The sequence below is a fragment of the Thermonema sp. genome, assembly GCF_026003375.1.
Classification (GTDB): domain Bacteria; phylum Bacteroidota; class Bacteroidia; order Cytophagales; family Thermonemataceae; genus Thermonema; species Thermonema rossianum.
Map to the genome: position 1 here is coordinate 494,629 of NZ_BPHD01000002.1, position 26,168 is coordinate 520,796.

The window sequence follows — 26,168 nt, forward strand, 5'->3', positions numbered from 1 at the left end:
GACTACATCATGCTTTGATAAACTTTCCAGTAACGCTCTATCCCTTCTTCCAGGCTAAAATATTGTTGTGCTACGGTACGAAAAACCTCCGGTGGGGTGCTTATCAAAGAAGGTATCTGCCGGACCACCTCTTCGAACGCATGCTCTTCATAACAATAGGTCCAAGGTTTCTTTCCGGGCTTTGAGCGAAGCAAGGCACCACAAGAGTAAGTAGAAAACAAAAAGTCGTGGTCGCCTACCTGCTCATTGGCAATCACGGGCAAGCCACAAGCCAGCATCTCGCCCATTTTGGTTGCCGAAGAAGCCATCTTAGAAAAGGCCGGCTTAATGAAGAAAAGCCCTATGTCAGCCCCAGCCAACAGCTCAGGCACTTCATGACGTTCCGCCGGACGCACCTCTATCCCATCGATTGGTATTTGCAGGCGTGCGCAAGCTGCTTCTACAAGGGTTTGGGGCTCGCGTGTAACTATCAGGAAGGAAGCAAGCGGATACTGCATACGCAGGTAATGAAAAAAGCGCAACATTTCATCGAGCAGGTACCACGTGCCCAATGAGCCCAAATAAATAAGGCGTAAAGGGGTTTGGGGAGTACAAATACGGGCAGTACGCAGCTTGCTGAAGTGCTGCAAATCCACACAACAAGGAATGACTTCCATTTTTGCGGCAGGTACCTGCCAATGAGAGGCCATCCACCGGCGGGCAGCATGTGTCAACGATACTATGCGCTTTGCTTCTTTCAAAAACTGCTGCTCTTTCTTTTTAAAATAGTTGTATATCAAGCGATGTAAAGGGTGGTTGCGCTTCCATATATTTCCGTCGGAACGTTCGTCTGCCCAGAACCCCCGCATATCAAACAGAAACGGCACCCCATGACGATGCTTCAAGCGTAGTGCCACCCATGCCCCTATATAGCTGCGGGCATGTGCAAAGTCAAATGCTTTTTGTCTATGCAACTGCGCTGCTCTCCGGTAAAGCCGGTAAGTGTTTGCCCATTGAGCCAGCAAAGGGGGACGGCGATAATACCGCACCGGCTGCCAGTCGATGGACGGATGCAAGCTACGGGCAATGCGCGTGGCGCCCTGCTGCCATCGTTCCGGCTTTTCCAAACTAAGCAAGGTAATAGAAGCGCCCTTTTCTGCCAGACCATTTAAATAAGGAATGACTTGGGACTGCCCCAGTGGGTCGGTCATGCCGTCGGGCGAGATATAAAGCACTTTCATAAAACAGGCATTCGCAAAGGTTTGTCTTCAAAGATAGGAAAAGTTGTACCTTTGCAGGGCATAGGCATTTTTCCACAACGCTTAACATACTATGAAGCCTCCGGCACTCAAGGCAGAAGTAAAAAAAGCTTTTAAAAAACTTTTAAAACAAAAAGGGAAGCAGCGTCAAATAGAGCAGACAGCCGTAAGCCTCCACCAAGAGGTATTTGCCGATACAGATTGCCTTGCCTGTGCCAATTGTTGCCGCAGCATTCCACCCATTGTTACGGGGCAAGATGCACGACGCATTGCAAAGTACTTGGGCATGAAAGAAAGTGTTTTCGAAAGCACCTATCTGCGGATAGACGAAGACGGTGATCAGGTGATGAACACCACCCCATGCCCTTTTTTAGATGAATACAACTATTGCGCGATATACGAGGTACGCCCCAAAGCATGCGCCGAATACCCGCATACAGACATGCGGGACTTCTGCAAGCACCCTGCCTTGCACCTTCAAAATGCACAAGTATGCCCTGCTGCTGCACGCATAGTAGCCGCCATTGTCGAGAAGTGTCAATAAAAAAGCGGGCATTCGCGCTTGGGAATACCCGCCGTGATAATCTTCTTTATCTCTATTGTTTTCTATGATTCACAATATCGTGTTTATGATCGCCAAAAATCACATCTTGCACGGTATCGTAGCGTAAAAACTCATGAGGGAAGCCCAAATCGACCCGGCTGATTTCATCGAGTTGCTGCAAGTGTTCTTCGGATAACTGCCAATGAAGGCACCCCATAGACTCGCGCAGCTGTTCTACACGGCGCGCACCTACAATAGGGATAATCTGAGGGTGTTGCTGACGCAGCCAGTTAAGAGCCACCTGTGAAGCAGGCACGCCCAATGCTTGGGCTATTTCGCTTACTTTTTTGGCAATATTCAAATTGCGTTCCGTTACTTTACGGCTTTGTGGCGACAAACGCCCTTTGCCTTGAATCTTACCATCGTTGTATTTGCCGGTAAGTAGTCCTGCCCCCAATGGCGACCAGGGCGTAATACACATATCGAAATGGTGAGCCATAGGCAGCAGGTCCGCTTCAGGAGTGCGCTGAATAAGGCTGTATTCAATCTGCAGACCGGCGAAGGGAGTCCATCCCCGCCATTCGGCAAGCGTATTGGCTTTCGCCACAATCCAGGCGGGGGTGTCGGAAATGCCTATATAATGCACTTTGCCCGAAGATACCAAGTCATCGAGTCCGCGCATTACTTCTTCGACAGGTGTGGTGAAATCCCACATGTGCACCCATAAAATGTCGATGTAGTCGGTATCGAGCCTGCGCAAACTACCTTCCACCGAACGCATCATGTTTTTACGATGATTGCCCATGGCATTGGGGTCGGTGCGGTCGTCGTAAAGCGTGTATTTGGTGGCAATCACATAACGGTCGCGATGTGGCTTTACAAACTCGCCCAACCATTTCTCGCTGGTGCCTTCGGTGTAGCGGTTGGCCGTATCGAAAAAGTTACCGCCTTGCTCTACGAAAGCCTCAAACATTTTTCTACTTTCTTCTTTGTTGGCGCCTGTTCCCCACTCTTCCCCGAAGGTCATGGTGCCCAAGCATAACTCCGACACGCGCAAGCCTGTTCTTCCAAATAGTTTGTACTTCATCATAGCAGTTCTGTTTAATTGTTTCGTGTTCAGAACAAAGCACTTCCACAAACATGTTCCTGTGCAAAAAGAAAAATGCCCACAAAGGGGCATTTTCTGTTTTCTTTACTAAAGAAGGTTTTTATGCGGGGGTTTGCTCCTTGACCATGGCAAGCAGTGCCTCCATGGTTTTTTTCACTCCTTCATAAATTTCCACAATAGAGGCTTCCATCATATAGCAAGGCGAGGTAACCAGGCGGTTTTCTTCATCTATCATGATTTCGTTCACTGTTTTGTTGACAGGTTCAGCCCCCACCTTGCGCAAGCCTTCTTGTATGCCTGCTATGTCGTAAGGCGAAGCGGCAGCTGTAGAACCAATGGTCAGTTTCAAATGGGCGCCTGTGCCCTCCAAAGCCTTGGCTACCGTAGTAGGCGACATGCAAACTGCCGCAATGGGCTTTTGTGCTTTGTAAAAAGCCTGAATAAACCGCTTGACGCTGTCTATTATGTCGCCATCGGGTCCTTTAAATGCCCAAGTGGTAAAGTTCTTGGCTACACCAAAGCCACCGGGCATAGCCAAAGCGTCGAAGCTTTCCACTGCTGCTTTTTCTATGTCTAAAATATTGCCCCGGGCAATACGCGCTGCTTCAATCAACACATTGCGGCTTTCGGGCATTTCCTCGCCGGTCAAATGGTTGATGACATGGTATTGCGGGATGTCGGGGGCCACACACACAGGCTCAGCACCCAGTTGCTGCAGGCTCAGCAAAGTGCACACGGCCTCGTGTATTTCGGCACCATCATACACACCACATCCGGATAAGAGTACAGCTACTTTAGGTCTCATGGCTTTTTATCATTTTTAGTGATGTAGTGAATTTACAAATATTCTCTTTCTCGCACAAAAAACACTATTCAAGCGGACGGCGCCCTTTTCCGGGCAAACGGTGAAAAGGTCTCGGCTGGTGTGAATGGTATTTGAGCGGGAAGTCAACCATTCTGTCAAAGAGGTCGAGCACTTGTTCGGGATTCGTCATATTGTGGCGAATCAAGGTGCGCACAATGCGTTCGGCATGCTTGAGCATTTGGTATTCGTAGCTATGCTCCAAAAGCAAACGCCTTTTGGATTTTTGAGAAGACAATATACGCATAGAGTAAAGTGTTTTAAGAGCAAATTCCCTTGTTGAAAAGAAAGCTTTAAACAAAATAAAACTATTTTTGTAAAATATTGACATTCAACAGAGCGTTTCTGTCACCTTTGTAATATAAAAAGCAAGATTATGCCTTTCTGGGATAAGTTTTTAAAACGCTTGCTGGGCGAATCGAAAGCAGATGAGGGCTTTGAGCTTCCCGAAAAGAGAGAAGCCTTGGTGCACGAAGTACTCCGGCGCAGCCCCTCTTTCAAACAAGAATACTTTCAGTGGGCAAATGAAGGCAAGTTTGCAGAGCCTTTGCGTCGTGTGTATGAGGCTTACTGGCTCAAACGGCAAAACGTAGCCATGTCGTGGGAAATCCACCTCTTGCAAATGCCCTATGCCAATGGTTTTGCCCTGACATTTCCCGCGCATGAACTGGGGCAAAAAGATTTCATTTTTTTGTTTGAGTATCTCAAAGACAGGGTATTGAGTCTAAACTACCGCTTGGCTGATGCCAGTTACAAAATGTATGACCGCGGCGAATACGTGGAAACCATTGAGCAATACCATCTCAAGCCCCGGGTAAATTGGGGTGAAGGCGACGGCGTCTATCAACAAGAGTTTGGCAACGTTACCTTAGAGCTTATTAAAATGGACGATTTGCCCGCCTACTGCAAAGTGGTAGCCAGCATTTACTCCGGCAGGCAGTACAGCCAAGCCCGGCATTTCGATGAGTTCATCGAATTACTGCTGCAATGAGGCATAGCCCAAATGCTGTTCTATCAGCGCAATCCATAGGTGAATCACTTTGATGTGCACCTCCTGGATGCGGTCAGCATAGCCCCCATGGGGCACGATTAAAGCAATATCGGCCATCTGTGCCAGTTGCCCGCCATCTTTTCCGGTCAAGGCAATCACACTTATGTTTTTTTTCCGGGCTGCTTCTGCTGCTTTCAACACATTTGCCGACTTGCCGCTGGTCGAGATGGCCACCAACACATCGCCGGGCTGCCCCAATGCTTCTACTGCACGTGCAAAAACATATTCAAAACCGTAGTCATTGCCTACGCAGGTCAAGTGAGCCGCATCGCCCAGCAAAACAGCAGGCAAGGCGGGGCGGTCTTGGCGGTAGCGCCCTGTGAGCTCTTCCACAAAATGCAGGGCATCGCAATAAGACCCCCCATTGCCACAAGCCAATACTTTCCGCTGTTGGCGCATAGCTTGTGCCATCAGCTCTGCTGCAGCGGCAATAGCCTGTATGTTGGCTGCCTCGCTCATAAAGCGCTGAAGCACCCGGGCTGCCGTATTCAACTCTTGTATTATCAATTGTTCGATTGGTGAAGCCATGCCAATAAACGCTTTTGCTGTTCTTGTGAAAGATTGCTTTTCAACTGCAAGAAATATTCTTTGAACGAAATTACGGGGTCAGCCTCCAGCTCTATTTCTTTAAGATACGCTTGGCGCGATACGGTCAAGCGGGCCACCGTCTGAACACCTATGAGGCGCTGCACCTGCTCTATGGTTTCGGCACGTTTGCCGTTCACGGCAATCAGCTCATCATTGAGGCGCAACTGCTGCGAAGCGTTCGAGTCGGGCACAATGGCACTGACCAACAAACGTCCTTCTTTTTCCTGCAGCTGAAAGTTGAACAATTCCGTTCCCTTATTCAAATAGTTGGTAATAAAACTGATGCCCACCTCTTCCATCAAAGGCTCCAGATATTTTTCAAGTGGCGTGATGCCTTCTATGCAATCGGCAAAAAAGGAATGCAAGGGATTGCCTACCACCTCTGCCACTATGTTTTTAAAATCCCGCAAGGAATAGCCTTTCTTAAACGGTTTTCCAAATCGGTGCCACATCTTACGCATCACATCATCCAACGAGGCTTTGCCGTTGCTGTGCTTACGAATCAGAAAATCGAGAATGAGTGCCACCAAAGCCCCCTTGGCATAAATAGACACCTTGCGGCCGGGGGTCACTTCGGTATACCCGTCGAGCCACAAGTCCACGGAAGCCTCCACCAACGAGCGGTGATGACGCCCGTAATTTTCAAAATGACGTTTGATGTATTTGTTCAGCTCACGCAAGTACTGATTGTATTTCCACACGCCCGAACGTATCAAAAACAAATCGCCGTAATAGCTCGTGATGCCCTCTACCACAAACCCCGTGGGGAAATAGCACTCCCGTGTCAGGTCATATGGAAAAAGTTCTTTGGGACGAATCCGGCACACGTTCCATACATGAAACAACTCATGCGAACAAACGCCCAGCAGCTCGTCATACATTTCGTTTGTATCCATGGCTTCGGAAGGTCCCAATACCACCACCGTGCTTTCGGTATGCTCTACACCATGATAAAACCGGTAAGGCACCACTTGTATCAAAAAGTGATATTCTTCGAAAGGGAACTCCCCCATCATATCGAGCTGTGCCTTGGTAAAGCCTTCGAAGTCACGCAACAACTCATTCCAGTCCGGTGTCCAATTGCCCTGTATCCACACATAGAAAGTATATTGTCCCACTTGGTAAAAATTGCGCTTCAGCGTAGCCGATGCAATCATGGGGCTGTCTATCAAGTGATAGTAATCACGCGCATACAAGGTTTTGCCCTTCCGGGGCAATGCACACGCAATTTCATACTCATCGGGCACTTCAACGGTTATCTCATAAGGTGCTTGCAGGGCATCTTCGGAAAAGAGTATGCAGTTTACAAAATTCACATAAAGCTGTTCGTCATCGAGCCAGCAGCCCCCGGCATTCAACTGATTGGCATAAAAATCATATTTGACATGCACCGCATCTACCGAGGAAGTATCGATGCACCAGCCGTCTTTAATGTACTTCTTTGCATTCAGAAGATTACCTTCTGTGTCGGTTACCCGGAAGTCCCGCACATATTTGGCATAGTTGGCCAACTCATACCGCCCCGGACGCCACACCGGCAGGCGCAGCAACAAGCTGTCACCCGGCGCCGGTATTTTGGCTTCTATCTGCAAAAACTGTGTAGCCGGTGAATCATAATAAATTCGAAAACGATAGGCTGCATTTGTAGGCGATGACATAAAGCAAAAAATAATTGGTTGGATTCAGTAACTTTGTTTCAATGCTAAGATAAGAAGTAAAATATAAAAACGGTCAATCACATGATAGATTTAAGCAGACGCCCACGACGTAATCGCAAGAGTGAAGCCATCCGTGCACTTGCTCAAGAGACCTTTCTGCACAAAGAAGACCTGATTTACCCTCTGTTTCTGATTGAAGGGGAAAACAAACAAGAGCCCATCGCCTCGATGCCGGGCATTGCCCGCCTTTCGCTTGACTTGCTGCTCGAAGAAATTGCCCGGTGCATGGATTTGGGCATTCGTGCATTTGCTTTGTTTCCGGCATTGCCCGAATCGAAAAAAGACCGCTTTGCCACGGAAAGCTATAACGAAGAGGGCATTTACCTGAAAGCCATACGCGAAATCAAGCGTCAGCTGCCCGAAGCCTGTATTATCAGCGACGTGGCCATGGACCCCTATAGCAGCGACGGCCACGATGGTTTGGTAGAAAACGGCAAAATACTCAATGATGAAACGCTTGAAATTTTGGCAAAAATGACAGTAGCGCAAGCCCGTGCCGGCGTGGATATCGTAGCCCCTTCCGACATGATGGACGGGCGCGTAGGCTACCTACGTCAGGCACTCGATGCCGAGGGCTTTACCGAGGTGTCTATCATGGCATACACTGCCAAATATGCCAGTGCTTTTTATGGACCTTTCCGGGACGCCCTGGACTCTGCGCCTAAATTCGGCGATAAAAAAACTTATCAAATGAACCCGGCCAATGCAAAGGAAGCTCTCATCGAAGCCGAGCTTGATTTTGCCGAGGGGGCTGATTTCTTGATGGTCAAACCGGCGCTTCCCTACCTCGACGTCATACGCCTGCTGGCAGAGCACTACCCCTTGCCCATTGCCGCTTATAATGTGAGTGGCGAGTATGCCATGATAAAAGCAGCCGCTCAACAAGGCTGGCTTGACGGCGAAAAAGTAATGTTGGAAAGTCTGTTGAGCATCAAACGGGCAGGTGCCAAAATCATACTCACCTACTTTGCCAAAGAAGTAGCCCCCTTATTGTAATTCTTTGAGTACATAGCCATAGCGCCATTGCTCTATGGCTGTGTACCATATGGGCTCATACTCCAGATAGCGCACCAACGTATAATGCCGGTCGGTGAAAGCATTGACTTGCCGCTTGAAAGTAAAGGTAATCTTTGAGAAGCTGTTTTTATTGGTATAAACCCACTGCTCTATGTCTTGGCCTGCACTGATTTGTTGAGGTGGTCCGAAGATTAGGTATATCATGCCCCGGTCTGTCTTCCATCCTTCCTTATAGGTAGTAAACATCATGTTTACTTCTTTCAGTTGCCTGTAATACAAGCGAATAACTTGCGCTGCTTTTTTGGTGTCGCCGTTGAACAGCTTCAGCCAATAACGGTCCAAAGCAGGTTTCAACTCCTCTGATGCCTGCAGACTTTCCATCTCTTTCGAAGTAGAGATATACACCAGGGGGGCAATGGCTTCTTCCTTGCGGCGTGCTACCTGCGGAAAAGGCTGTGCTTCCACACGTAAGCCGATGCCGCCGTAAATGTCGGTAGTATCTTTTTGTATTAAATACAAGCCTTCTTGCTGCCAGCTCAACGAAACATCGCCCCGGATTTGAAACGTTGAATCTGCTTGTAAAGTGGGGCTTGCCTTCTCTCCTTTTAAATCCATGGGGGGCGCCGCCTGTGTGAAATGATGCTTGAAGTAACGAACCCACAGGATATCATTGGTGCCTTTGATTTGGAAAGGCTCACCCACCCGCACGAACTCGCGCATCAAAGGCAGCCCCTTGGCATCGGCAACAAAAGCAAGGTCACGAAAACGCAGACGCCCATACTGCACCGGCACGGTGACGGCTGTCTGCAATCCGGTCTTTTCATCTTTTATTGCCACAAACAAGGTGGCAGGCGTTTCAAAAACAGGCAGCTGCCACTTCACAACCAAGCCGTCGTCGCGGTAACCGGCAAAGAGCTCATTCAGTTTGAAGTCTTCCACTGCTACTTCATGTATGACACTGGCAGCTTGTATGAGCTGATAGCGCCCTTTCATGGCGGTTAGTCGTTCTTGTCCCAAGGTGTCGCCTGCTATGCGAATCCAAAGATAAGCCTCCGGCTTGCCTTCTATCCCGGCTGTATAAATGACTTGCCCTTTCAACTGCAGGGCCGGCAGCTGTGCGTGTAAACGAAAGCTACTTGCTGCCCAAAGCAAAAGCATGAAAAAAAAGCAGCATTTTCTTTTCACCCTTGAAATAGCCACAGATGTGTTCATATTTTTACTGATAGACAAAGGTTACACATGTTCATTTTTAATCTATTGTCTTAAACACACTTCCTATCGCTTCCACAACATCGGTAGGCAGCAGAGACGTACGCGCCCGTTGCATGGCAGCCACATCGGCAGCAGCAGCATGCCAATACACTCCAAGGCAGGCCGCTGCTTTGGGCTCATAGCCTTGTGCCAGCAAAGCGGTAATTACACCTGTCAACACATCGCCACTTCCTCCCTTAGCCAAGCCTGCATTACCGGCTGTGTTGAAAAATAATTGACCATCGGGGCAGGCTATCACGGAATAGGCTCTTTTCAATACCACATACACTTCATATTGCCGGGCAAAGGTGCGTAAGGCGTCCAACAAGTCGAAATCGTTTTGCCATTTATATCCCAGCAAGCGTTCGAACTCCTTCGGATGCGGTGTCAGGATACTGTTTTTGGGAATGCATTTTTTCAATTCCGGATGTGCCGCAATCAAATTCAAAGCGTCGGCATCTAAAACCAACGGGCAAGAAGCGCGCACCAGCAGCTCTTGCAAGGCATGCCGCGTTTCTTCGTGCTGTCCGATACCCGGTCCTGCCCCTATGGCACTATAAGGCTTCATCGCCGGAAACGAAGTCAAATAATCGTTTTGCTCATCTATCGAAGTCATGGCTTCGGGCACAGCGGTTTGCAAAGGTACGTAGCCACATGCCGGCGTATGCACGGTAAGCAAGCCTGCCCCCGCACGCAAACAAGCCTTTGCGCTTAAGATGGCAGCGCCTATCTTGCCTTTTGAGCCGCACCAAAGCAAGGCATGTCCATAAGTTCCTTTATGGGCAAAGCGGCTTCTTGGTCTGTATGTTTGTTTTGCCCAGTCTTCTGTCAACAGATATTCATGCGTATCAGCCAAGAGAAGCGGATAATAAGCAGCAGTCAAACCTATATCCACCACTTCCCATGCCCCCAGGTAAGGGGCAAAGTCTTGCAAAACAAAACACAACTTGGGCACTTGAAAAGTAATGGTCAGCTGCGCCCGCACCACGCTGTCGCTTTGGGGCAGCTGCTGAGCCAATAAGCCCGAAGGCATATCTACCGCCACTATCTGCGGGGCATGAGCATTGAGATGACGCACCAAGGCAGCCGGCAGCCCTTCCAAGGGGCGGCTCAGTCCTGTACCAAACAGGGCATCGATCACCACCACCCCGGACGGAATGGCCGGGAAGTCGGCTTCCGAATGAATGAAATTGACCGCCTGCATCCGCCGCCAGCGGGCAAGGTTGGTTTCAAAATCGGCACTTCCCCGCTCTTTGGTTTTGAGCACCCACACTCGCACATCATACCCTCGTTGTCTTAACAAACGGGCAATGGCCAAGCCATCCCCTCCATTGTTGCCCATGCCGGCAAAAATCCACACTTCTGCCTGCTTTGCTTTTACTCTCTTTTGAAACGCATGCACAAAAGCCAAGGCGGCATGCTCCATCAATTGCAAGGAAGGCACACCTTGCCCGTGAATGGTCGCATGATCCCATGCTCTTATCTGCTCGGTGGAAACTAATGGCAGTAATTTCATGCTTGCCGTTGTTTATCTATGGAAAGTTAGTTAAATTTTTCGAGTCGAAGGCAGCAAGACTGTCATTTTCGCCCATCACTTCATAGAAACGTGCACCCCCATAATTTGATTGATGCTTATGCCTACACTTACACATCACAGGTCCCGGCTACTGGCATACCGCCCGTCGCCCTATGACGAAAGTAGTTGTTTTCTTGCCGAGTTTCATCATGCCAACGGTAATGTTTACATTCTTTGCGATGCCGAAACCGCAGGACAATATGCCTCACAGTTGAGCCGCCAACTTACGGACCTGTTGCAGGGGCACATAGAAAGCCATGTGTATCAAGATGTGCAGGAATTGATAGATGAAGTACAGGGTGTCTTAAAAGCGCCTTCTACTGCGCAATTATTTCCTCTGCCCCTTCAGGATATCAGCCTGGCAGTTGTGGTGTGGTCGAATCACCAACTTTTTTGGTATTTGCAGGGCAATGCCGCTCTTTATCTGAAAAAAGGCAAGCATATTTTAAGTTTTTATGCCGATACTCCTACGCGGCGCTTCTTGCCCGGTCCCCGTCATATGGCTGTTGTCAGCACCTATCCTTTGTTGCAAGACGAAGTACTGAAAGCGCACTTTACAGAAGCAACCACAGCCCGGCAAGCCTGCCAACGTATTGAGCAAGCCCTGCAACAAGGGCGCTTCGGCAGGGATGTGGTGGCCTGCTTCCTCGATTTCGAAGAAGCCACCCTCGTTGAAAGCCCTCAAAGCACCAAAAAAGGCGTATTTACTTTTTTCATCATTCTGGCAGTACTTTTTGCCTCTGCCTGGATCGTCCATTTGGTTTATAGTTATCAACATCAGCGGAAAGAAGCAAAAGAAATAGAAGAACGGCAGCGGGCTTTCTTGCAAGCCAAAAGAGAAGCCGACAGTCTGCGGCGCATAGACCAACAGCCCGACAGCATCATTATTCACAAGGTAAAGGCCGGTGAAACGGCTTCTGCCATTGCAGAAAAATACAATACCACGTTGGACTCACTGCGAGAATGGAATGATTTTGTACCTATAGACAGGCTTACACCGGGATTTCGTTTGCGTGTAAAAATAAAAATGCTTTTTACCCTGCCCGAAGCCATGACCTTAGAAGAAATGCAAGAAAAGTATTTCAAACGCTGGGAACGCTATGGTATCACGGTAGAAAGCATCCGGCGGCTCAACAGCACCGAACACGACTCGCTCAAGGGCACTATTCCGGTGGGCTACAGCTTGATGATTCCCGTATGGAAGCCGGCAGACAGCAGCGCCACACAAGGCGACACCCTTCAGGAAAGCCGGTAACTACTTCTTACGTTTGATGACAAAATAAATCAAGCCGGCAAGGGCTTCCTTGTAAGGTGTATCGGGCAAGGGGTCCAGCCTGCGCAGTGCTTCTTCATAAAATTCATTCATGCGGTGGCGGGCATACTCTATGCCTCCCATGCGATGCACAAAGTCAATCACCTCTTGCACCTTTTCTTTTTTATGGCTTTCGTTTTTAATGATACGTCGAATGCGGTTGCGCTCGCTGTCCGGTGCTTTCGATAAAGCATAAATGAGCGGCAAGGTCATTTTTCTTTCTTTGATGTCTATACCCAAGGGCTTGCCCACATCTTCGGTGCCGTAGTCAAACAAATCGTCTTTCATCTGAAAAGCAATGCCCACCGTTTCGCCTAAGCGATACATGGCCTCGATGGTGGCTTCATCGGGATGCACCGACGAGGCAGCTCCCACCGCACAACAAGAAGCTATAAGAGAAGCCGTTTTTTGACGTATGATTTCAAAATAAACCTCTTCGGTAATATCCAGCTTGCGGGCTTTGGCTATCTGCAACAGTTCGCCCTCGCTCATTTCTTTGACTGCCCGCGACACAATTTCCAGCAGGCGGAAATCGCCATTTTCCACTGCCAGCAATAAACCACGCGACAGCAGGTAATCGCCCACCAAAACCGCTACCTTGTTTTTCCACAAAGCATTGATAGAAAAAAAACCACGCCGGTAGAGCGACTCGTCCACTACATCGTCATGCACAAGCGTGGCTGTATGCAATAGCTCAATAAGTGCCGCCCCACGGTGTGTAGCTTCGGTAATGCCCCCACAAGCACCGGCCACCAAAAACACAAACATAGGCCGCACCTGCTTGCCTTTTCGTTTGACCAAGTAATTGGTGATGCGGTTCAGGAAAAAATTAGAGCTTTTCATGTAAGCGCCAAAACGCTCTTCGAAGCGCTTCATCTCTTCTGCAATGGGCGACTGTATGTGCTGAAGTGTTGTATGCATGAAAGTCAGCTTAAAAAATTCGCGATGCTTACATTCCGCAAGCTCGGCAAAGTTACAATAAAATCAACTGATTGAGCTCATTGTTGGCGCCGGTCGCGACTTATGCTCAAACGCACCCGCGCTTTGGCACACACGCCCCCAATGGGGGGGTTGTGTTTGGCTACCGACACTTCCACCTTTTCCACCATTTGGAAGTGCTGCAGCACCTCTTGGGCAATACGCTGTGCGAGATGCTCCAAAAGGCGCGTAGGGGTTGCCATGACTTCCGCCACCAGGCGGTAAAGTTTTTCATAATTGACCGTATAGCGCAATTGGTCTTCAAGGGCTGCCCGGTGAAAATCGACCCACACGCGCAAATCCACACTGTATTTATTGCCTATTTTTTGCTCTTCGTCATAAAAACCATGGTAGGCAAAAAACTCCATGTTTTCAAGGCTGATTTCTCCCATGTGACTCAGATTTCATCGAAGAAAGAAGCGGGCGGCGTTTTTTTATTGTCTTGTTTGGGGCTTTCGCTTTCCGGTGAATTTTCTACAGGCGGTATAGATGAGTCACTCAAATCCGTATCATAAGCTTTTACTTTGCTTTCCAAGCGCTGCTGCTGCTCCTCTATGCTATTTTCCATTTCGCTCAGGCGGGCGGCAATGCGCTCTTTGGCTGTGCTTTTCTTTTCTTCGGCACGCAACACTTTCTCCTGCATGCTGTTGAGCAGGGTTTTCATTTCCAATATCAAGTTGTCGCGGTAGTTTTCGAGGGCGCGGTACTCGGCTTCCATCTGCTTGAGTTCGGCCAGGGTTTCCTGCATCAGCTGCCGGGCACGCTCTTCGGCCCGTCCTACAATGCTGCGTGCTTGTGCGCGCGCATCGTTCAATATTTTTTCTGCTTCAATTTGCGCCTCTTTTATTTTCAGGTCGGCTGTTTTTTTGGCTTGCTCAATAAGCGTGCTGCCGGTGTCTTCGGCTGTTTTGAGTGTCTTAAACAACGAATCTTCCACTTCACGAATACGCTGCAGTTCTTTCTCCGCATTTTCGAGCTTGAGCTTATAGCGCCGCAGCTCCTCTATCATATCCTCCCACTCTTGCGAAAGCATCAACAGGAAAGCCTGCACTTCCTCTTTGTCGTATCCGCGAAAATTTTTCTCGAAGGTCTTTTGCCGTATTTCAATAGGTGTGATTTTCATATACTTAGCATGAAAGTTAGGATTCATCGAATCCAATCAAAAATAAGCCGAATTTCCCAAAAAGCCAAAAGAGACTACGGGCAGAAACGCTCAAAAAGCGACTGTGCCTCATCGCTGCCCGCTTGCATGGCTTTTTGCCAGTCAGCGCAAGCCCCTTCTTGATTGCCCTGTTTTCGGTGCAGCGCTGCCCTTAGCAGTAGCCCCTCGACATGAAAAGGTGAGAGCGTCAAGAGGCGGTTCAACCAATAAAGTGCCGTTGTGTCCATGTTGCCTGCCGCATACAACTCTGCCAGGCTGAAATAAGGGGCTTCCCAATCCGGGCGCAAAAACACTGCCTGTTTGAAAGCAGCGGCTGCCAGCGAGTCTTTACCTGTGTAAAGATAGGCTAACCCCAAATTGTAGTAAGCGGGGCTATAGGTGGAATCGGTAGCTATAGCCCGGCGGGCAAAGCGCAATGCCCGGCGGGCCCTGCCTTCCTGCAAGGCAAGCGCAGCCAGGGCGGTCCAGGCACCTGTATGTTGCTTATCCACTGTCAAACAACGGCTAAGCTTTTCTTTGGCTTCGCTCTCCCGGTTTTGGTAATAAAGACTTACGCCCCAGGCATACCAAGCCGCTGCCCAAGCGGGGCGCACAGCCACTGCCCGTTGAAAAGCACTGTCGGCACGTGCATATTGCCCTGTTCCATAAAATGCCAAACCATAGTAATAGGCGCAGCTGTCTGGGGGCAGCTGTGCACAGTTGCTTCGCAGCCGGCTGAGTGCCTCTTCAAAATGCTGTGCTTCAATCAGCTTTGATATTACCGGCACCTCTTGTGCCCATGCGCCTGTCGCAAGGCAGGTCCACAAAAAAATCAACCGGATACGTTTTAATTGCTTCATTAGAATAACTTTCAACCCAAAAATTAATATACGGTATCTCAACGTTTTTTGGTGTATCGAAGCGTGCAGAAGGCAACCATAATTCGCAAGGTAAGCCGTATTTTACGCGGGGCGCTATTCTTAAATAAGAAGTAGCTTTATTAAGTACAAACCGCTTCTTTTTCCCGCAAGGGCACAATTTTTGATTTATACGGAAGCGCTTACAACGAGTTTTCAACCATTCCGTTATCATGCCTCGCTCCATAAGAAAGACATTATCACCGCACACCCTTTTTCTTTTGCTGTTCTTGCATTGTTACTCTTTACAGAGCCGCTCCCAAGACAAAAACTTTTCTTTTCACTTTATAAGCACCCAATATGATTACGGATTCATTTTGCGGCATACCCCCAAAGTAGGCCACCTTATTGTGGCTCCCCCTTATGCCTTGAGCCTGCAAGCACATTGGCAAAGCACAGGCAATGAACTATGGCAACAACGACTCAACTACCCCGAATTCAGCCTGATGGCTACTTATTTTGACTATCGCCACCCGGCCATCGGCAAGACACTGGCTGTCAGCGGGCATGCTCGCTTTGCCCTGCGCCCCCATCACAGAAAAATGCAATTGTGGCTTGGTATAGGCAGCGGCTTGGCTACCGGCAACCGCCCTTTTGACCTGAACGACAACCCTAAAAATGTAGGCATCAGTAGCCCCATCAGCTATGCCATGCAAGTCGATGCGCAAATACGCTACCACACCAATACGCACTGGCTTTTATTTGCAGGCGGGCGCCTCACGCATTACTCTTGTGCCGCCTTTGTTCAGCCCAACAATGGACTGAACATGGTAACTGCCACCCTTGGTTTAGGCTATGCGTTTCACAATACCAGGCTGCTGCCCCGGCAAACGGCTGCCCTACCATACGAATCCTACTGGCATCTGCAAGCTTCGGCACAGGTGGGATGGCTGCAAACTTATGTGAAACAAAAAAACAAAGACTTCTATAATAATGTGCTTGTTTACATAGGCAGGGACATGGGCAGCGCCAGCCGCTGGCACCTCGGTTTCGACGCATCATGGAACCGGGGCATTCTGCGGCAAATCCGGCGTGTTTATGCCGACAGCACACAGCATCCCGACTACAGGCGTGTGGGGCTACTGTTGGGACACGAGTTTACCTTTGGGCGCCTGTGTCTGCTTACCCAAGCGGGGCTTTATATTTACAAACAGTTTGAAGGAAAAACCGATCAAGTTCATTTTCAGCGCTATGGCATCAAGTATTGGATAACCCCTAACTACTTCTTCAACATAAACCTCAAAACCCACGCTTTCACTGCCGAAGTAGCAGAGTGGGGCATCGGTTACCGTTTCAAATGGAAAAAGTCATGAACATCATATCAAAGCAGTGGTATATCATGGTGTTGTTTTTGCTGAGCGCTTGCCAAGCGCCATGGGAATGCCGCCAAAACAACCTCCGGCAAGAAGTGCGCATTTTGCCGGGCAGCTTCAAAGAAGTAAAGGTTTTCGACAACGTCCACCTCATATTAACCGAAGGGCATGAGGTGCGTGTGGAAGCGCCACATGATTGGTTGCCTCATATCTACACCAAGGTAGGAAGCGACTCTGTCTTGCGCATTGGCAATGAAAACCGTTGTCTAAAAGCAAAAGAATATGATGCCCCCATAAAGGTGTATGTGGGTGTGGACGGGGTAAAGCAAATCACTCAAGAAGGATATGGCGACCTGTTGAGCGAGGATACGCTTCACCTGAACCGGCATTTGGATATTTACAGCCTCAATGTCAATGCACATGTTGAGCTTATCCTCTATGCGCCAGGATTGTATATTTACAGCAATTTGGGCACCGACTTTTGCATAAAAGGGCGTGTCGAAACACTTACTGTTTTCACACAGGGCTTCGGGCGCATTGACCTCCGGCCTGCCCATATCAATCATTTTTATACAAGGCACAACGGCGAAGGTGATATTTTGGTAGCGCCACTGCAAAGTGCCGATATATGGATAGAAAACAGCGGCGATGTGTTTTTATATAACATGCCTCCTGTGTTCAAAAGTAAAATCACGGGCAGCGGGCACATTGTCTTGCCTTAAAACAGCATACTATCCATAACTTTGTGTCTTGCACCATTTTTTACATTTTTCAAAAAGACCATGAGCGCTATTCTGCAACTCAAAGAACTGCTTGATAAAAAAGCAGCCTGGTACAACCACCCTGATTTTATAGAAACAGACCCTATCAGCATCCCACATGCTTTTGCCAAAAAGCAAGACAAAGAGATTGCCGGTTTGTTTGCGGCGGTCCTGGCGTGGGGCAATCGAAAAACCATCATCAACAAGTGCCGCGAGTTGATGCAACGCATGGACAACAGCCCGTACGAATTTATTAAGCACCACCAAGAAAGTGACTTAAAACAGTTGCTGGGCTTCAAACACCGTACTTTCCAAGAAACAGACTTGCTTTATTTTGTGGCTTTTCTGCATCACCACTACCAACAACACGACAGCCTGGAGCAAGCCTTCCTTCCGGATGACCCTGCTGCCCTGCAAAGTCAAGACGTAGGTCCCCATCTTGACTCTTTTCATCGCTACTTTTTCAGTCTTCCTTATGCCCCCCGGCGTACACGCAAACATATACCTACGCCTGCCCGGCAGTCGGCATGCAAACGCCTGGCTATGTATTTACGCTGGATGGTGCGCCGCGACCAACAAGGTGTGGATTTTGGCTTATGGCAAAAAATCAAGCCGGCTCAACTCATCTGCCCATGCGACGTGCATGTGGTGCGCACCTCCCTGCGTTTGGGCTTGCTTCAAAAAGAGCAAGTCAATTGGCGGGCGGCTGTCTCACTTACCGCGCAGCTGCGTTTGCTCGACCCGAACGACCCCGTACGCTACGATTTTGCCCTTTTTGGCATGGGGCTCGAAAGCCGGTACGGTAGCTAAAAACAAAAACGACCGGCGATTGCCGGTCGTTTGCCTTAGTAGCGGGGACAGGACTCGAACCTGCGACCTTCGGGTTATGAGCCCGACGAGCTACCAACTGCTCCACCCCGCGATGTTGTCTCATTTGCGATTGCAAATATATGCGATTGTTTAAAACAAAACAAGTATCTTTGCAAAAAAATTTAAGTTACTTAAACCTTTTACACAGTACACAATTCATTTTCAATGCAAAACGAAGCAAAACACAAGGCAGGATTTATTAGCATCATTGGCAAGCCCAACGTGGGGAAATCCACCTTGATGAATGCCTTGGTTGGCGAGAAGTTGTCCATTGCCACCCCCAAAGCACAAACAACCCGCCACCGTGTCACAGGCATTCTCAACGGTGAAGACTATCAGATTGTTTATCAGGATACGCCCGGTATTCTGGAACCCAAGTATGAGCTGCACAAGCGCATGATGAACTATGTGCAGCAAGCCCTCGAAGACGCCGATGTGCTATTAATCGTGGTGGAACCACAAGAGCAGTGGGAAGATTCTGCCTTGCTTGACTACCTCACCCACACTGCCCAACCTATTATTGTGGCCATCAACAAAGCCGACACCACCGAACAAGGACAATTGGCACAGGCAGTAGCATACTGGGAAAGCCGCCTGCCCAATGCCAAAGCTGTCATTCCGGTATCTGCGCTTTACAACTTTAATTTGGATACGCTGCTGAGTGCCTTGCTCTCTTACCTGCCCGAACACCCCCCTTATTTCGATAAGGAACAAATCAGCGATCAAAGCGAGCGCTTTTTTGCAGCTGAAATCATCCGGGAAAAAATATTTCTGCTTTACCGCGAAGAAATCCCTTACAGCTGCGACGTGCAGATTTTTTCTTTTAAAGAAAAAGAGCATATCATTCACATACAGGCAGATATTATTGTAGAGCGGGAAAGCCAAAGAAAAATACTGATTGGCAAGGGCGGCAGTGCCTTGAAGCAGGTAGGTATTGCAGCCCGCAAAGACTTGGAAGCTTTTCTTGGCAAAAAAGTTTATTTGGAGTTACACGTGAAGGTCATCAAAAACTGGCGCCGGCAAGAGCGCTGGCTCGAGCGGTTCGGCTATAAAAAGCCGTAATCTCCCTCTTTTCTTTTCGTCATATCAAAGAATACTGAAAACAGAAAAATACTTATGGGAAATATAGTAGCAATCGTAGGGCGCCCCAATGTGGGGAAATCTACGTTTTTTAACCGTCTTATTGGCGAACGCAAAGCCATCATGGATGACGAAAGCGGCGTGACGCGCGACCGCCACTACGGAAAAACCGAATGGACGGGCGTGCCTTTTACCGTGGTGGACACAGGCGGTTACGTTGTAGGTTCGGAAGATGTTTTTGAAGCCGCCATTCGCCGCCAAGTAGAAGTGGCCATCCAAGAGGCCGATGTCGTGCTGTTCATGGTGGATACGCAAGCCGGCCTGCACCCCCTCGATGAAGAGTTTGCCAAGGTGCTGCGTCGCTACGAAAAGCCCGTACTCTTGGTTGCCAATAAAGCCGAAACACCGGATCGCACACAGCAGGCGGCCGAGTTTTATGCACTCGGCTTCGATAAGGTGTTTCCTATATCCGCACAAACGGGCAGTGGCACGGGCGATCTGCTCGACGAAGTGGTCAAGCACTTAACTCCTGAGCCGGACACCAACCCCTACGAAGGCATTCCTCGCATTGCCATCATAGGCAAGCCGAACGTCGGAAAGTCATCGTTTGTAAACCTCTTGTTGGGCGAAGACCGCAATATAGTAACCGACATTGCGGGTACCACGCGCGATGCCATAGACACGCATTACAAAGCCTTCGGCAAGGAGTTTATTTTAACAGACACCGCCGGCTTGCGCCGTAAAAACCGCATCAAAGACAGCATAGAGTTCTACTCGGTGATGCGCACCCTGCGCGCCGTGGAGCAAAGCGACATCTGCATTATGATGATAGACGCCCAGGAAGGGGTCACCGCCCAAGATATTTCCATCTTGCGTCTTGCCGAAAAAGATGGCAAGGGTATGGTGCTGATGGTCAATAAATGGGACCTGATAGAAAAAGACCACATGACCTATAAGCGCTATCTGGATGCCATCCGCGAAAAACTTAGTCCCATGGACTACATTCCTGTGCTGTTCACTTCCGTGCTTAACAAACAAAGGGTATTTCAAACCATAGAAACAGCCATACGTGTGTATGAAAACAAGCAAAAGCGGGTGCCTACCTCCAAACTCAACGAAGTAATGCAACAGGTGATGGCACATTATCCGCCGCCGGCATACAGAGGCCACCATATCAAAATCAAGTATGTGACCCAATTGCCTACCCGCGTTCCTTCTTTTGCTTTCTTTTGCAACCACCCGAAATATGTCCCGGAAACCTACCGCCGGTATTTGGAAAATCAGTTGCGCAAGCATTTCGACTTCGAAGGGGTTCCCATACGCCTCTACTTCCGTGAAAAATAGGCATTATTTTTGATGGGAATAAAACCGAAACCTTTTTAACAAAATTCAACATCATGAAAAAGCTTCTTTATCTATTTTTAATTGTTGTTGCAGGCACTTTTATGGCTTGCTCCGGCGAAAAAAGGGAAGAAAACAGCACAGCCGACAGCCTCTCTGCTACAACAGCCGCCCCCGAGGTGTCTTCATCTGAAATGCAAGAAAAAGCCGGTGAGGCAGAGATAGACAGCAGCAGCACCTCAAATGCAGAAGAAGTAGAGGTGAAAGTAGTTGACGAAACAGAGGTGGAAACCCCCTGAGTGGTGTTTTTTCAATCAAAAAAAGTTTTGTGCCCATTTTTGCTCGCATCCATATTCAGTGTGGCAAAAAAATTGAGGCACCTACAACAGCTACCCTATCATTTCCACTTGCCATACTAAAAGTAGTTAAAGATGTCACAATCAACGTCCACAATCACAACACTCAATAAACAGCCTCATCTGACCATCGAATCTTTGCAAAGCATTGCTACCCCTTTAAGCCGGCGTAGCAATGCTTTGCTCAAAAGAGTGTTCGATATTGTATTTTCTCTTTTGGTTATTCTATTGATTTTAAGCTGGGTGATACCCATTCTTGCCCTGCTTATTAAGCTGGATTCCAAAGGACCGGTCTTTTTCATTCAGGAGCGCGGCGGCAAAGACGGTAAAACATTCCGCTGCATAAAGCTTCGCACGATGCGTTATACTCCACAGCATAAAAAATATCAGCCAACACAAAAAAATGATTGCAGGGTTACCCGCATAGGTGCATGGTTACGCAAAACAAGCTTAGACGAGCTACCTCAGTTCTTCAACGTGCTGCTGGGTGACATGTCGGTAGTAGGTCCACGCCCCCATGCTGTGGAGGAAGATGAGAAGTTCTCTCAAATAATAGAGAATTACAATTTGAGATACTTAGTAAAGCCGGGCATCACCGGATTGGCTCAAATCAACGGAAACCGGGGGTTTGATCTTCAGTTATATAAAAGTCGCATCAAATATGACTTGTACTACATTCAGAACTGGAGTTTCTGGCTTGATTTAAAAATAGTTGTTTATACCGCACTCAAAGTAGTTTTTGGAGACAAATATGCTTTTTAAAAGTCTAAAAAATATGTATCTTTAAAGGATGGACAAGGATGAGATAGGTGTATGTATTACCAATTGGCTTTAGTATTTGTATGTGCGGCACTGGGGGCGTGGGTCAGTATACCGGCAGTTATCAGGCTTGCCCGGGAAAAGGGCTTGCTGGATTACCCGGATGTCCGCAAAACGCACTTCATTCAAACCCCCACCTTAGGTGGTGTGGGTATTTTCATTGGTTTCATCCTTAGCTTTACCATATTTAGCACCTACGATACCAACGGTCACCAACTCTTGGGAATTATAGCGGCGGTCATATTTCTCTTCTTTACAGGCACAAAAGACGATTTAGTGCCCTTGCCGCCACTCAAGAAGCTGCTTGCTCAGCTCTTTGCCATCTGTTTGGCAACATTCAAAGGGAATGTATGGCTGCACGGTTTATATGGTTTGTGGGGGATTGACGCTTTGCCGCCCGTGCTCGCTTACACACTCACTTTTTTTGTATATGTGGTCATCATCAATGCAGTAAATTTGATAGATGGCATCAATGGGTTGGCCGGCAGCTTGGTTTTTATAGGCACCCTGTACTTGGGCTTTTGGTTTACCCTCCATGATGTACAGTATCTTGCGGTCATAAGTTTTGCGGTATCCGGCAGTGTGCTTGCTTTTCTTTACTTCAACTTTCGCACTCAGGCCCAAGTATTCATGGGCGATACCGGCTCCCTGGTCTTAGGCTTTTTATTGGCAGTCTTGTGTATTGGATTCATTGAGCATGCTCATCAACAGCAGGTCTATTCGCCGGGCGTTGCCCCCGCCATGGCCATGGCTGTGTTGGCAGTGCCGCTGATTGACACAGTCAGGGTGTTTATTATACGGGTTATGAACAAGCGTTCGCCGTTTTCCGGTGACAGGAACCATCTGCATCACTCTTTGCTCAATGCGGGCTTCAGCCACCTGCAGGCAAGCGGCTTCTTGCTTGTATTTCAGCTGTTGGTATTAAGCAGCGTGTCTTTCTTGCCCGACAATGCCATGCATATTCACCTTTATGCACTCATTTTTTGGGGCATTGTACTGCACCTATTGCTTGCCTCTTTGGAGAAACGGCACCGCCTGCTTATTCGGCAGCAGTCGGCAGCATCACAACAAAAAACCAAGCATCAGAAGGCCTCTTCCCAACCGCCGGCAGCTTAGGGCATATGTTTTTCTTTTGCCTTCTGCTTTATAAAAGTTGCCCAATAATTGTATCAAGACCAATACCCTCTGCTTCCGCCTTGAAGTTCCGCACAATACGGTGGCGCAACACAGGCAAAGCAACTGCCTGCACATCTTCTATATCGGGCGATAGCTTACCATGCAGCAAAGCATGACATTTGGCGCCCAATATCAGATATTGCGAAGCGCGTGGTCCTGCCCCCCACTCTAAGTATTCTCTTGCTACTGTGTTTTTTTCGTCGGTAGGGCGCGTTTTCTGAACCAAACGAACGGCATATTCTATGACGTTGTCGGCAACCGGCACCTTGCGCACCAAATCCTGGAAAAGCAGCAGCTCCCTTTCCTCCAATACCTTATTGACCTCCGCAGTGTAAGCCCCGGTTGTGCGTTTGATTACCTCCACTTCTTCCTCAAAAGAAGGATAGGTAAGCTGAATTTCGAACATAAAACGGTCAAGCTGCGCTTCGGGCAAGGGGTAAGTCCCCTCCTGCTCAATGGGGTTTTGGGTTGCCAGCACAAAGAAAGGGTTGGGCAAAGGATAACGCTGCCCTCCTATGGTTACTGCCCGCTCCTGCATGGCTTCAAGCAGGGCAGCCTGCGTTTTCGGGGGCGTACGGTTGATTTCGTCTGCCAGGATAATATGTGCAAAGATAGGTCCTTTGACAAACTTAAAGTTGCGCTCTTTATCCAGCGTTTCCGAGCCGGTAATATCTGCCGGCATAAGGTCGGGGGTGAACTGTATCCGGTGAAAAGAAAGGTCGAAACATTGGGCTATGGTTTGTATGAGCAAGGTTTTTGCCAAACCGGGCACGCCTACCAACACACAATGGCCTTTTGAAAACAAAGCTATCAACAATTGGTCTATCACTTCATCTTGCCCCACAATCACTTTGTGTATTTCTTCCTTCAGCTTGTGATAGGCGGTGGCAAAAGCCTTGGCTGTGTGGTTATCTGCTTGATGGTTTTCCATAGGTTGTCGCGGGTTAGTCTATTCCAAAGATTTTGCATGTGCGGTACTCCGGCGCTACTTGAATATACAATTCATCTTTGGCTTTTAAAAACCATTCATTGAGTGCTTTGTTTTTCTTTTCCTCCAAAGCCATTTCGGCAATGCGGTCAAAATCTGTTTCCAAAGAAGCAAAATGAGCCGGATATTTTGCCTTGAAATAAATAATGCGCAGGGCACGCTTGCCATCAGGCATACGATATTCCATAGGCTCCGAAATAGTGCCTACTTTCATGGTGTCGAGCACACGGTAAAGGTAAGCGTCCAACTCTTTGTCAGGCACACGGTAGCTTCCTTTACGGCTCATAAAATAGCCCCCGTTGGCAGCCGTATTGAGCGATTGCATGCCTTTGTCTTGCGAAAACTCAATGGCTGCTTTTTCAAAGGTGATGCTGTCTGCCATGATAACCTGCCGCAGGCTGTCCAAAAACTTATACTCTTGCTCCTTTTCAACCTTCGACCAATCGGGGATAATAAGAATGTGCCGGCAGCGGAATTCGTCGCCACGGCGCTCTTCCAGCTTTACAATATGAAACCCGAAGGGGGTCTCAAACACACGGGACACTTCGCCGGGCTTCAGCCGGAAAACAACCGCCTCGAACTCAGGCACCAAGTTGCCACGACGCTGCCAGCCCAAATCACCTCCAAAATCCCGGGTGCCGTCTTGCCCGTAGAGCTTCGCAAGTTTTTCAAAAGGTTCACCGTCTTCCACAATACGCTTTCTGATGGATTCGAGCTGTTCTTTTACCCGCTGCCGCTCTTCTTCCTTCAAAGGCAAGACACGCACGATTTGCGCCACCTCAAATTCGGTAGAAATGATGGGGATGCTGTCCTTGGGCAAGCGTTTAAAATAGCGCTTTACTTCGGCAGGTGTCACCTCAATGCCTTCGGTTATTTTTGAACGCATGGTTTGCGTAATGCGCTCTTCTTTGAGCGATTGCTGTAGTTCCCGCTTGAGGTCTTCGAACGATTTTCCATAGAGCTCTTCCAGTACTTTGGGCGAGCGGCCTTGCAAAAGGGCATCGATACGCTGCTCCGTTTCAACCTCAATCAGTTGGTCATTCACGGTCACGGAGTCAATTTCTGCCTTGGCAAGCAGCATCTTATTTATCAGCATGCTTTGTAAAAGCTGACACTTGGCCTGTTGGGTGCGCGGCAAGCGCCCATCGTTGACCAGTTCTTCGAAATACAACTCCAAATCCGACTGCAAAATAACATAGTCATCGACCCGGGCGATAATCTTATCGAGCACTTGTTGCTGAGCCTGAACCATGAAATGATTGGTGCCAAACAACACCAATGAAAAGATAAGGGATAAATAAACTTTAGTTGTTTTTTTCATAAATCTCAAATAATTTTTTCTGTTCTGCTTCTTTGTACACATCTTCTTCCAAGCGCTGAATGGCTTGTATGCGTCGCCGGTTGTAAATCATCTCTTTGATGCGGTCTTCTACATACTCGAGTGGTGCGGTAGCCCCTGCCGGCAAAAAATCCTTGACATAAAGCAAAGCCACGCCGGCTTCGGTGGCTTTTTCCCAAACCTGCCCTTTCTGTAGCAAACGGCCGGGGTTCTCTTCTTCGGCAAAAGGCGTAGCCACAAGCACTTGACGCAAAGATACCCAGTTGGTATCGTTCAAAGAACAATTAAGTGCATACTGCAAACAAAACGCTTTCAATTGGCTTACATCTTCCGGTTTATTGCTTTTTATCTTGCGTTTGATGTCTTCCAGCTGCTTGCTTTCCGCGGGAAGCTCCACCAGGCGCACTTGTACCAATGGCTCTTGCAGCTTGAATTCTTCCTGATGCTTTGTATAAAAAGAATCGAGCTCGGCCTGCGTAATGAGGGTATCTAAATGCTGCTCAAGGTACTGTTCTTCAAATTCAAATAAAATCAGTGAATTGCGATAATCTTCTACTTTTCGCTCCAGTGCTTTTTCATCAATTTTTGTTTCTTGTAAAGCTTTTTGTATGAGCAGTTGTTTACGCACCCAGAGGTCAATATAGCGCTTGACCAGCAAAGCGCTGTCCTGTGGTGTAGCGCCTTTGGGCACTACTGCCTGCAAATCGTCTTCATACAGCACCTTGTCTTTGACACGCGCTACTATATGCTTATTGGTACCGCTCTCCACCTGGCATGCCACCAGCAACAAAGCGGCACCCCAAACCAACAAATAATTTTTCATT

The 26,168-nt window shown here is 48.4% G+C and carries 27 protein-coding genes and 1 tRNA gene; 12 read left to right on the top strand and 16 right to left on the bottom strand.

All coding sequences use genetic code 11. The annotated features are described in order from the left end of the window. Positions 1-2: 2 nt before the first annotated feature. Positions 3-1,220: a glycosyltransferase gene (locus tag QVE43_RS07260; protein ID WP_288005596.1), complete on the bottom strand. Its 1,218-nt coding sequence runs from the start codon at positions 1,218-1,220 to the stop codon at positions 3-5. Positions 1,221-1,311: 91 nt separating this feature from the next. On the opposite strand from QVE43_RS07260, the gene QVE43_RS07265 reads away from it, so the two are divergent. Continuing rightward, positions 1,312-1,782, top strand: coding sequence for a YkgJ family cysteine cluster protein (locus QVE43_RS07265; RefSeq protein ID WP_288005598.1), 471 nt, complete (start codon positions 1,312-1,314; stop codon positions 1,780-1,782). 52 nt (positions 1,783-1,834) lie between these two features. Here the strand turns inward: QVE43_RS07265 and QVE43_RS07270 are convergent, their stop codons facing one another. The 3 genes from QVE43_RS07270 to QVE43_RS07280 all read right to left on the bottom strand — a co-directional run bounded on the left by QVE43_RS07270 (position 1,835) and on the right by QVE43_RS07280 (position 3,999). Next, complete coding sequence (locus tag QVE43_RS07270) at positions 1,835-2,872, bottom strand: aldo/keto reductase (protein WP_288005599.1); 1,038 nt, start codon at positions 2,870-2,872, stop codon at positions 1,835-1,837. 118 nt (positions 2,873-2,990) lie between these two features. Then, positions 2,991-3,695, bottom strand: a complete 705-nt coding sequence (gene elbB, locus QVE43_RS07275; RefSeq protein ID WP_288005601.1) for an isoprenoid biosynthesis glyoxalase ElbB — start codon at positions 3,693-3,695, stop codon at positions 2,991-2,993. Between the two features lie 64 nt (positions 3,696-3,759). Further along, positions 3,760-3,999, bottom strand: coding sequence for a hypothetical protein (locus QVE43_RS07280; protein ID WP_288005604.1), 240 nt, complete (start codon positions 3,997-3,999; stop codon positions 3,760-3,762). A 129-nt stretch (positions 4,000-4,128) separates the two neighbouring features. Here QVE43_RS07280 and QVE43_RS07285 point away from each other — a divergent pair, with 129 nt between their 5' ends. Then, complete coding sequence (locus tag QVE43_RS07285; protein WP_288005606.1) at positions 4,129-4,743, top strand: hypothetical protein; 615 nt, start codon at positions 4,129-4,131, stop codon at positions 4,741-4,743. Here the strand turns inward: QVE43_RS07285 and lpcA are convergent. Beyond that, complete coding sequence (gene lpcA, locus QVE43_RS07290) at positions 4,729-5,331, bottom strand: D-sedoheptulose 7-phosphate isomerase (protein WP_038028468.1); 603 nt, start codon at positions 5,329-5,331, stop codon at positions 4,729-4,731. The two genes, QVE43_RS07285 and lpcA, sit on opposite strands and share 15 nt — an antisense overlap. Next, positions 5,307-7,049, bottom strand: a complete 1,743-nt coding sequence (locus QVE43_RS07295; protein WP_288005609.1) for a M61 family metallopeptidase — start codon at positions 7,047-7,049, stop codon at positions 5,307-5,309. Before QVE43_RS07295 ends, lpcA begins: the two co-directional genes overlap by 25 nt. An 81-nt stretch (positions 7,050-7,130) precedes the next feature. Here QVE43_RS07295 and hemB point away from each other — a divergent pair, with 81 nt between their 5' ends. After that, positions 7,131-8,105, top strand: coding sequence for a porphobilinogen synthase (gene hemB, locus QVE43_RS07300; protein WP_288005610.1), 975 nt, complete (start codon positions 7,131-7,133; stop codon positions 8,103-8,105). Here hemB and QVE43_RS07305 read toward each other — a convergent pair. Beyond that, positions 8,097-9,284 carry a GWxTD domain-containing protein gene (locus tag QVE43_RS07305; protein ID WP_288005612.1) on the bottom strand — a complete coding sequence of 396 codons (1,188 nt, stop codon included), beginning with the start codon at positions 9,282-9,284 and terminating at the stop codon, positions 8,097-8,099. The genes hemB and QVE43_RS07305 overlap by 9 nt on opposite strands. Before the next feature lie 91 nt (positions 9,285-9,375). Further along, positions 9,376-10,893 carry an NAD(P)H-hydrate dehydratase gene (locus QVE43_RS07310; RefSeq protein ID WP_288005614.1) on the bottom strand — a complete coding sequence of 506 codons (1,518 nt, stop codon included), beginning with the start codon at positions 10,891-10,893 and terminating at the stop codon, positions 9,376-9,378. 118 nt (positions 10,894-11,011) lie between these two features. Here QVE43_RS07310 and QVE43_RS07315 point away from each other — a divergent pair, with 118 nt between their 5' ends. Beyond that, positions 11,012-12,208 (top strand): LysM domain-containing protein, encoded by a 1,197-nt coding sequence (locus tag QVE43_RS07315; RefSeq protein WP_288005616.1) that lies wholly within the window; start codon positions 11,012-11,014, stop codon positions 12,206-12,208. On the opposite strand, the gene QVE43_RS07320 is transcribed toward QVE43_RS07315, so the two are convergent. The 4 genes from QVE43_RS07320 to QVE43_RS07335 all read right to left on the bottom strand — a co-directional run bounded on the left by QVE43_RS07320 (position 12,209) and on the right by QVE43_RS07335 (position 15,244). Then, on the bottom strand, positions 12,209-13,186 hold the full coding sequence (locus QVE43_RS07320) for a polyprenyl synthetase family protein (protein WP_288005618.1): 978 nt from the start codon (positions 13,184-13,186) through the stop codon (positions 12,209-12,211). Between the two features lie 77 nt (positions 13,187-13,263). Beyond that, complete coding sequence (folB, locus tag QVE43_RS07325) at positions 13,264-13,635, bottom strand: dihydroneopterin aldolase (RefSeq protein WP_288005619.1); 372 nt, start codon at positions 13,633-13,635, stop codon at positions 13,264-13,266. Between the two features lie 5 nt (positions 13,636-13,640). After that, entirely contained in the window at positions 13,641-14,366 is a 726-nt protein-coding gene (locus QVE43_RS07330) for a DivIVA domain-containing protein (protein ID WP_288005620.1), read from the bottom strand. A 74-nt stretch (positions 14,367-14,440) separates the two neighbouring features. After that, positions 14,441-15,244, bottom strand: coding sequence for a lipopolysaccharide assembly protein LapB (locus QVE43_RS07335; protein WP_288005622.1), 804 nt, complete (start codon positions 15,242-15,244; stop codon positions 14,441-14,443). Positions 15,245-15,474: 230 nt separating this feature from the next. Between QVE43_RS07335 and QVE43_RS07340 the strand changes: the two genes are divergently transcribed. Genes QVE43_RS07340 through QVE43_RS07350 form a run of 3 tightly spaced genes read left to right on the top strand, consistent with a single transcriptional unit; the run spans position 15,475 to position 18,185 of the window. Further along, positions 15,475-16,614, top strand: a complete 1,140-nt coding sequence (locus QVE43_RS07340; RefSeq protein WP_288005624.1) for an acyloxyacyl hydrolase — start codon at positions 15,475-15,477, stop codon at positions 16,612-16,614. Beyond that, positions 16,611-17,336, top strand: coding sequence for a GIN domain-containing protein (locus tag QVE43_RS07345; protein ID WP_288005627.1), 726 nt, complete (start codon positions 16,611-16,613; stop codon positions 17,334-17,336). Before QVE43_RS07340 ends, QVE43_RS07345 begins: the two co-directional genes overlap by 4 nt. 60 nt (positions 17,337-17,396) lie before the next feature. Next, complete coding sequence (locus tag QVE43_RS07350; RefSeq protein WP_288005629.1) at positions 17,397-18,185, top strand: TIGR02757 family protein; 789 nt, start codon at positions 17,397-17,399, stop codon at positions 18,183-18,185. Positions 18,186-18,224: 39 nt separating this feature from the next. Here the strand turns inward: QVE43_RS07350 and QVE43_RS07355 are convergent. Then, positions 18,225-18,297, bottom strand: a tRNA-Met gene (locus tag QVE43_RS07355). Between the two features lie 113 nt (positions 18,298-18,410). Here QVE43_RS07355 and era point away from each other — a divergent pair. From era to QVE43_RS07380, 5 genes are all read left to right on the top strand, one after another. Then, positions 18,411-19,307 (top strand): GTPase Era, encoded by an 897-nt coding sequence (era, locus tag QVE43_RS07360; protein ID WP_038028454.1) that lies wholly within the window; start codon positions 18,411-18,413, stop codon positions 19,305-19,307. A gap of 54 nt (positions 19,308-19,361) precedes the next feature. Continuing rightward, positions 19,362-20,669: a ribosome biogenesis GTPase Der gene (der, locus tag QVE43_RS07365; RefSeq protein WP_288005631.1), complete on the top strand. Its 1,308-nt coding sequence runs from the start codon at positions 19,362-19,364 to the stop codon at positions 20,667-20,669. Positions 20,670-20,722: 53 nt separating this feature from the next. Then, on the top strand, positions 20,723-20,965 hold the full coding sequence (locus tag QVE43_RS07370) for a hypothetical protein (protein ID WP_288005633.1): 243 nt from the start codon (positions 20,723-20,725) through the stop codon (positions 20,963-20,965). A gap of 132 nt (positions 20,966-21,097) precedes the next feature. Then, entirely contained in the window at positions 21,098-21,784 is a 687-nt protein-coding gene (locus QVE43_RS07375) for an exopolysaccharide biosynthesis polyprenyl glycosylphosphotransferase (RefSeq protein WP_288005635.1), read from the top strand. 51 nt (positions 21,785-21,835) lie between these two features. Further along, entirely contained in the window at positions 21,836-22,957 is a 1,122-nt protein-coding gene (locus QVE43_RS07380) for an MraY family glycosyltransferase (protein ID WP_288005638.1), read from the top strand. A gap of 28 nt (positions 22,958-22,985) precedes the next feature. On the opposite strand, the gene QVE43_RS07385 is transcribed toward QVE43_RS07380, so the two are convergent. The 3 genes from QVE43_RS07385 to QVE43_RS07395 are packed head-to-tail and all read right to left on the bottom strand — an operon-like array spanning position 22,986 to position 26,167. Then, positions 22,986-23,948, bottom strand: a complete 963-nt coding sequence (locus tag QVE43_RS07385) for a MoxR family ATPase (protein ID WP_288005640.1) — start codon at positions 23,946-23,948, stop codon at positions 22,986-22,988. Between the two features lie 13 nt (positions 23,949-23,961). Continuing rightward, positions 23,962-25,326 carry a peptidylprolyl isomerase gene (locus QVE43_RS07390; RefSeq protein ID WP_038028447.1) on the bottom strand — a complete coding sequence of 455 codons (1,365 nt, stop codon included), beginning with the start codon at positions 25,324-25,326 and terminating at the stop codon, positions 23,962-23,964. Then, positions 25,310-26,167 carry a hypothetical protein gene (locus QVE43_RS07395; protein WP_288005642.1) on the bottom strand — a complete coding sequence of 286 codons (858 nt, stop codon included), beginning with the start codon at positions 26,165-26,167 and terminating at the stop codon, positions 25,310-25,312. The genes QVE43_RS07390 and QVE43_RS07395 overlap by 17 nt, the downstream gene beginning before the upstream one ends. Position 26,168: the final 1 nt, after the last annotated feature.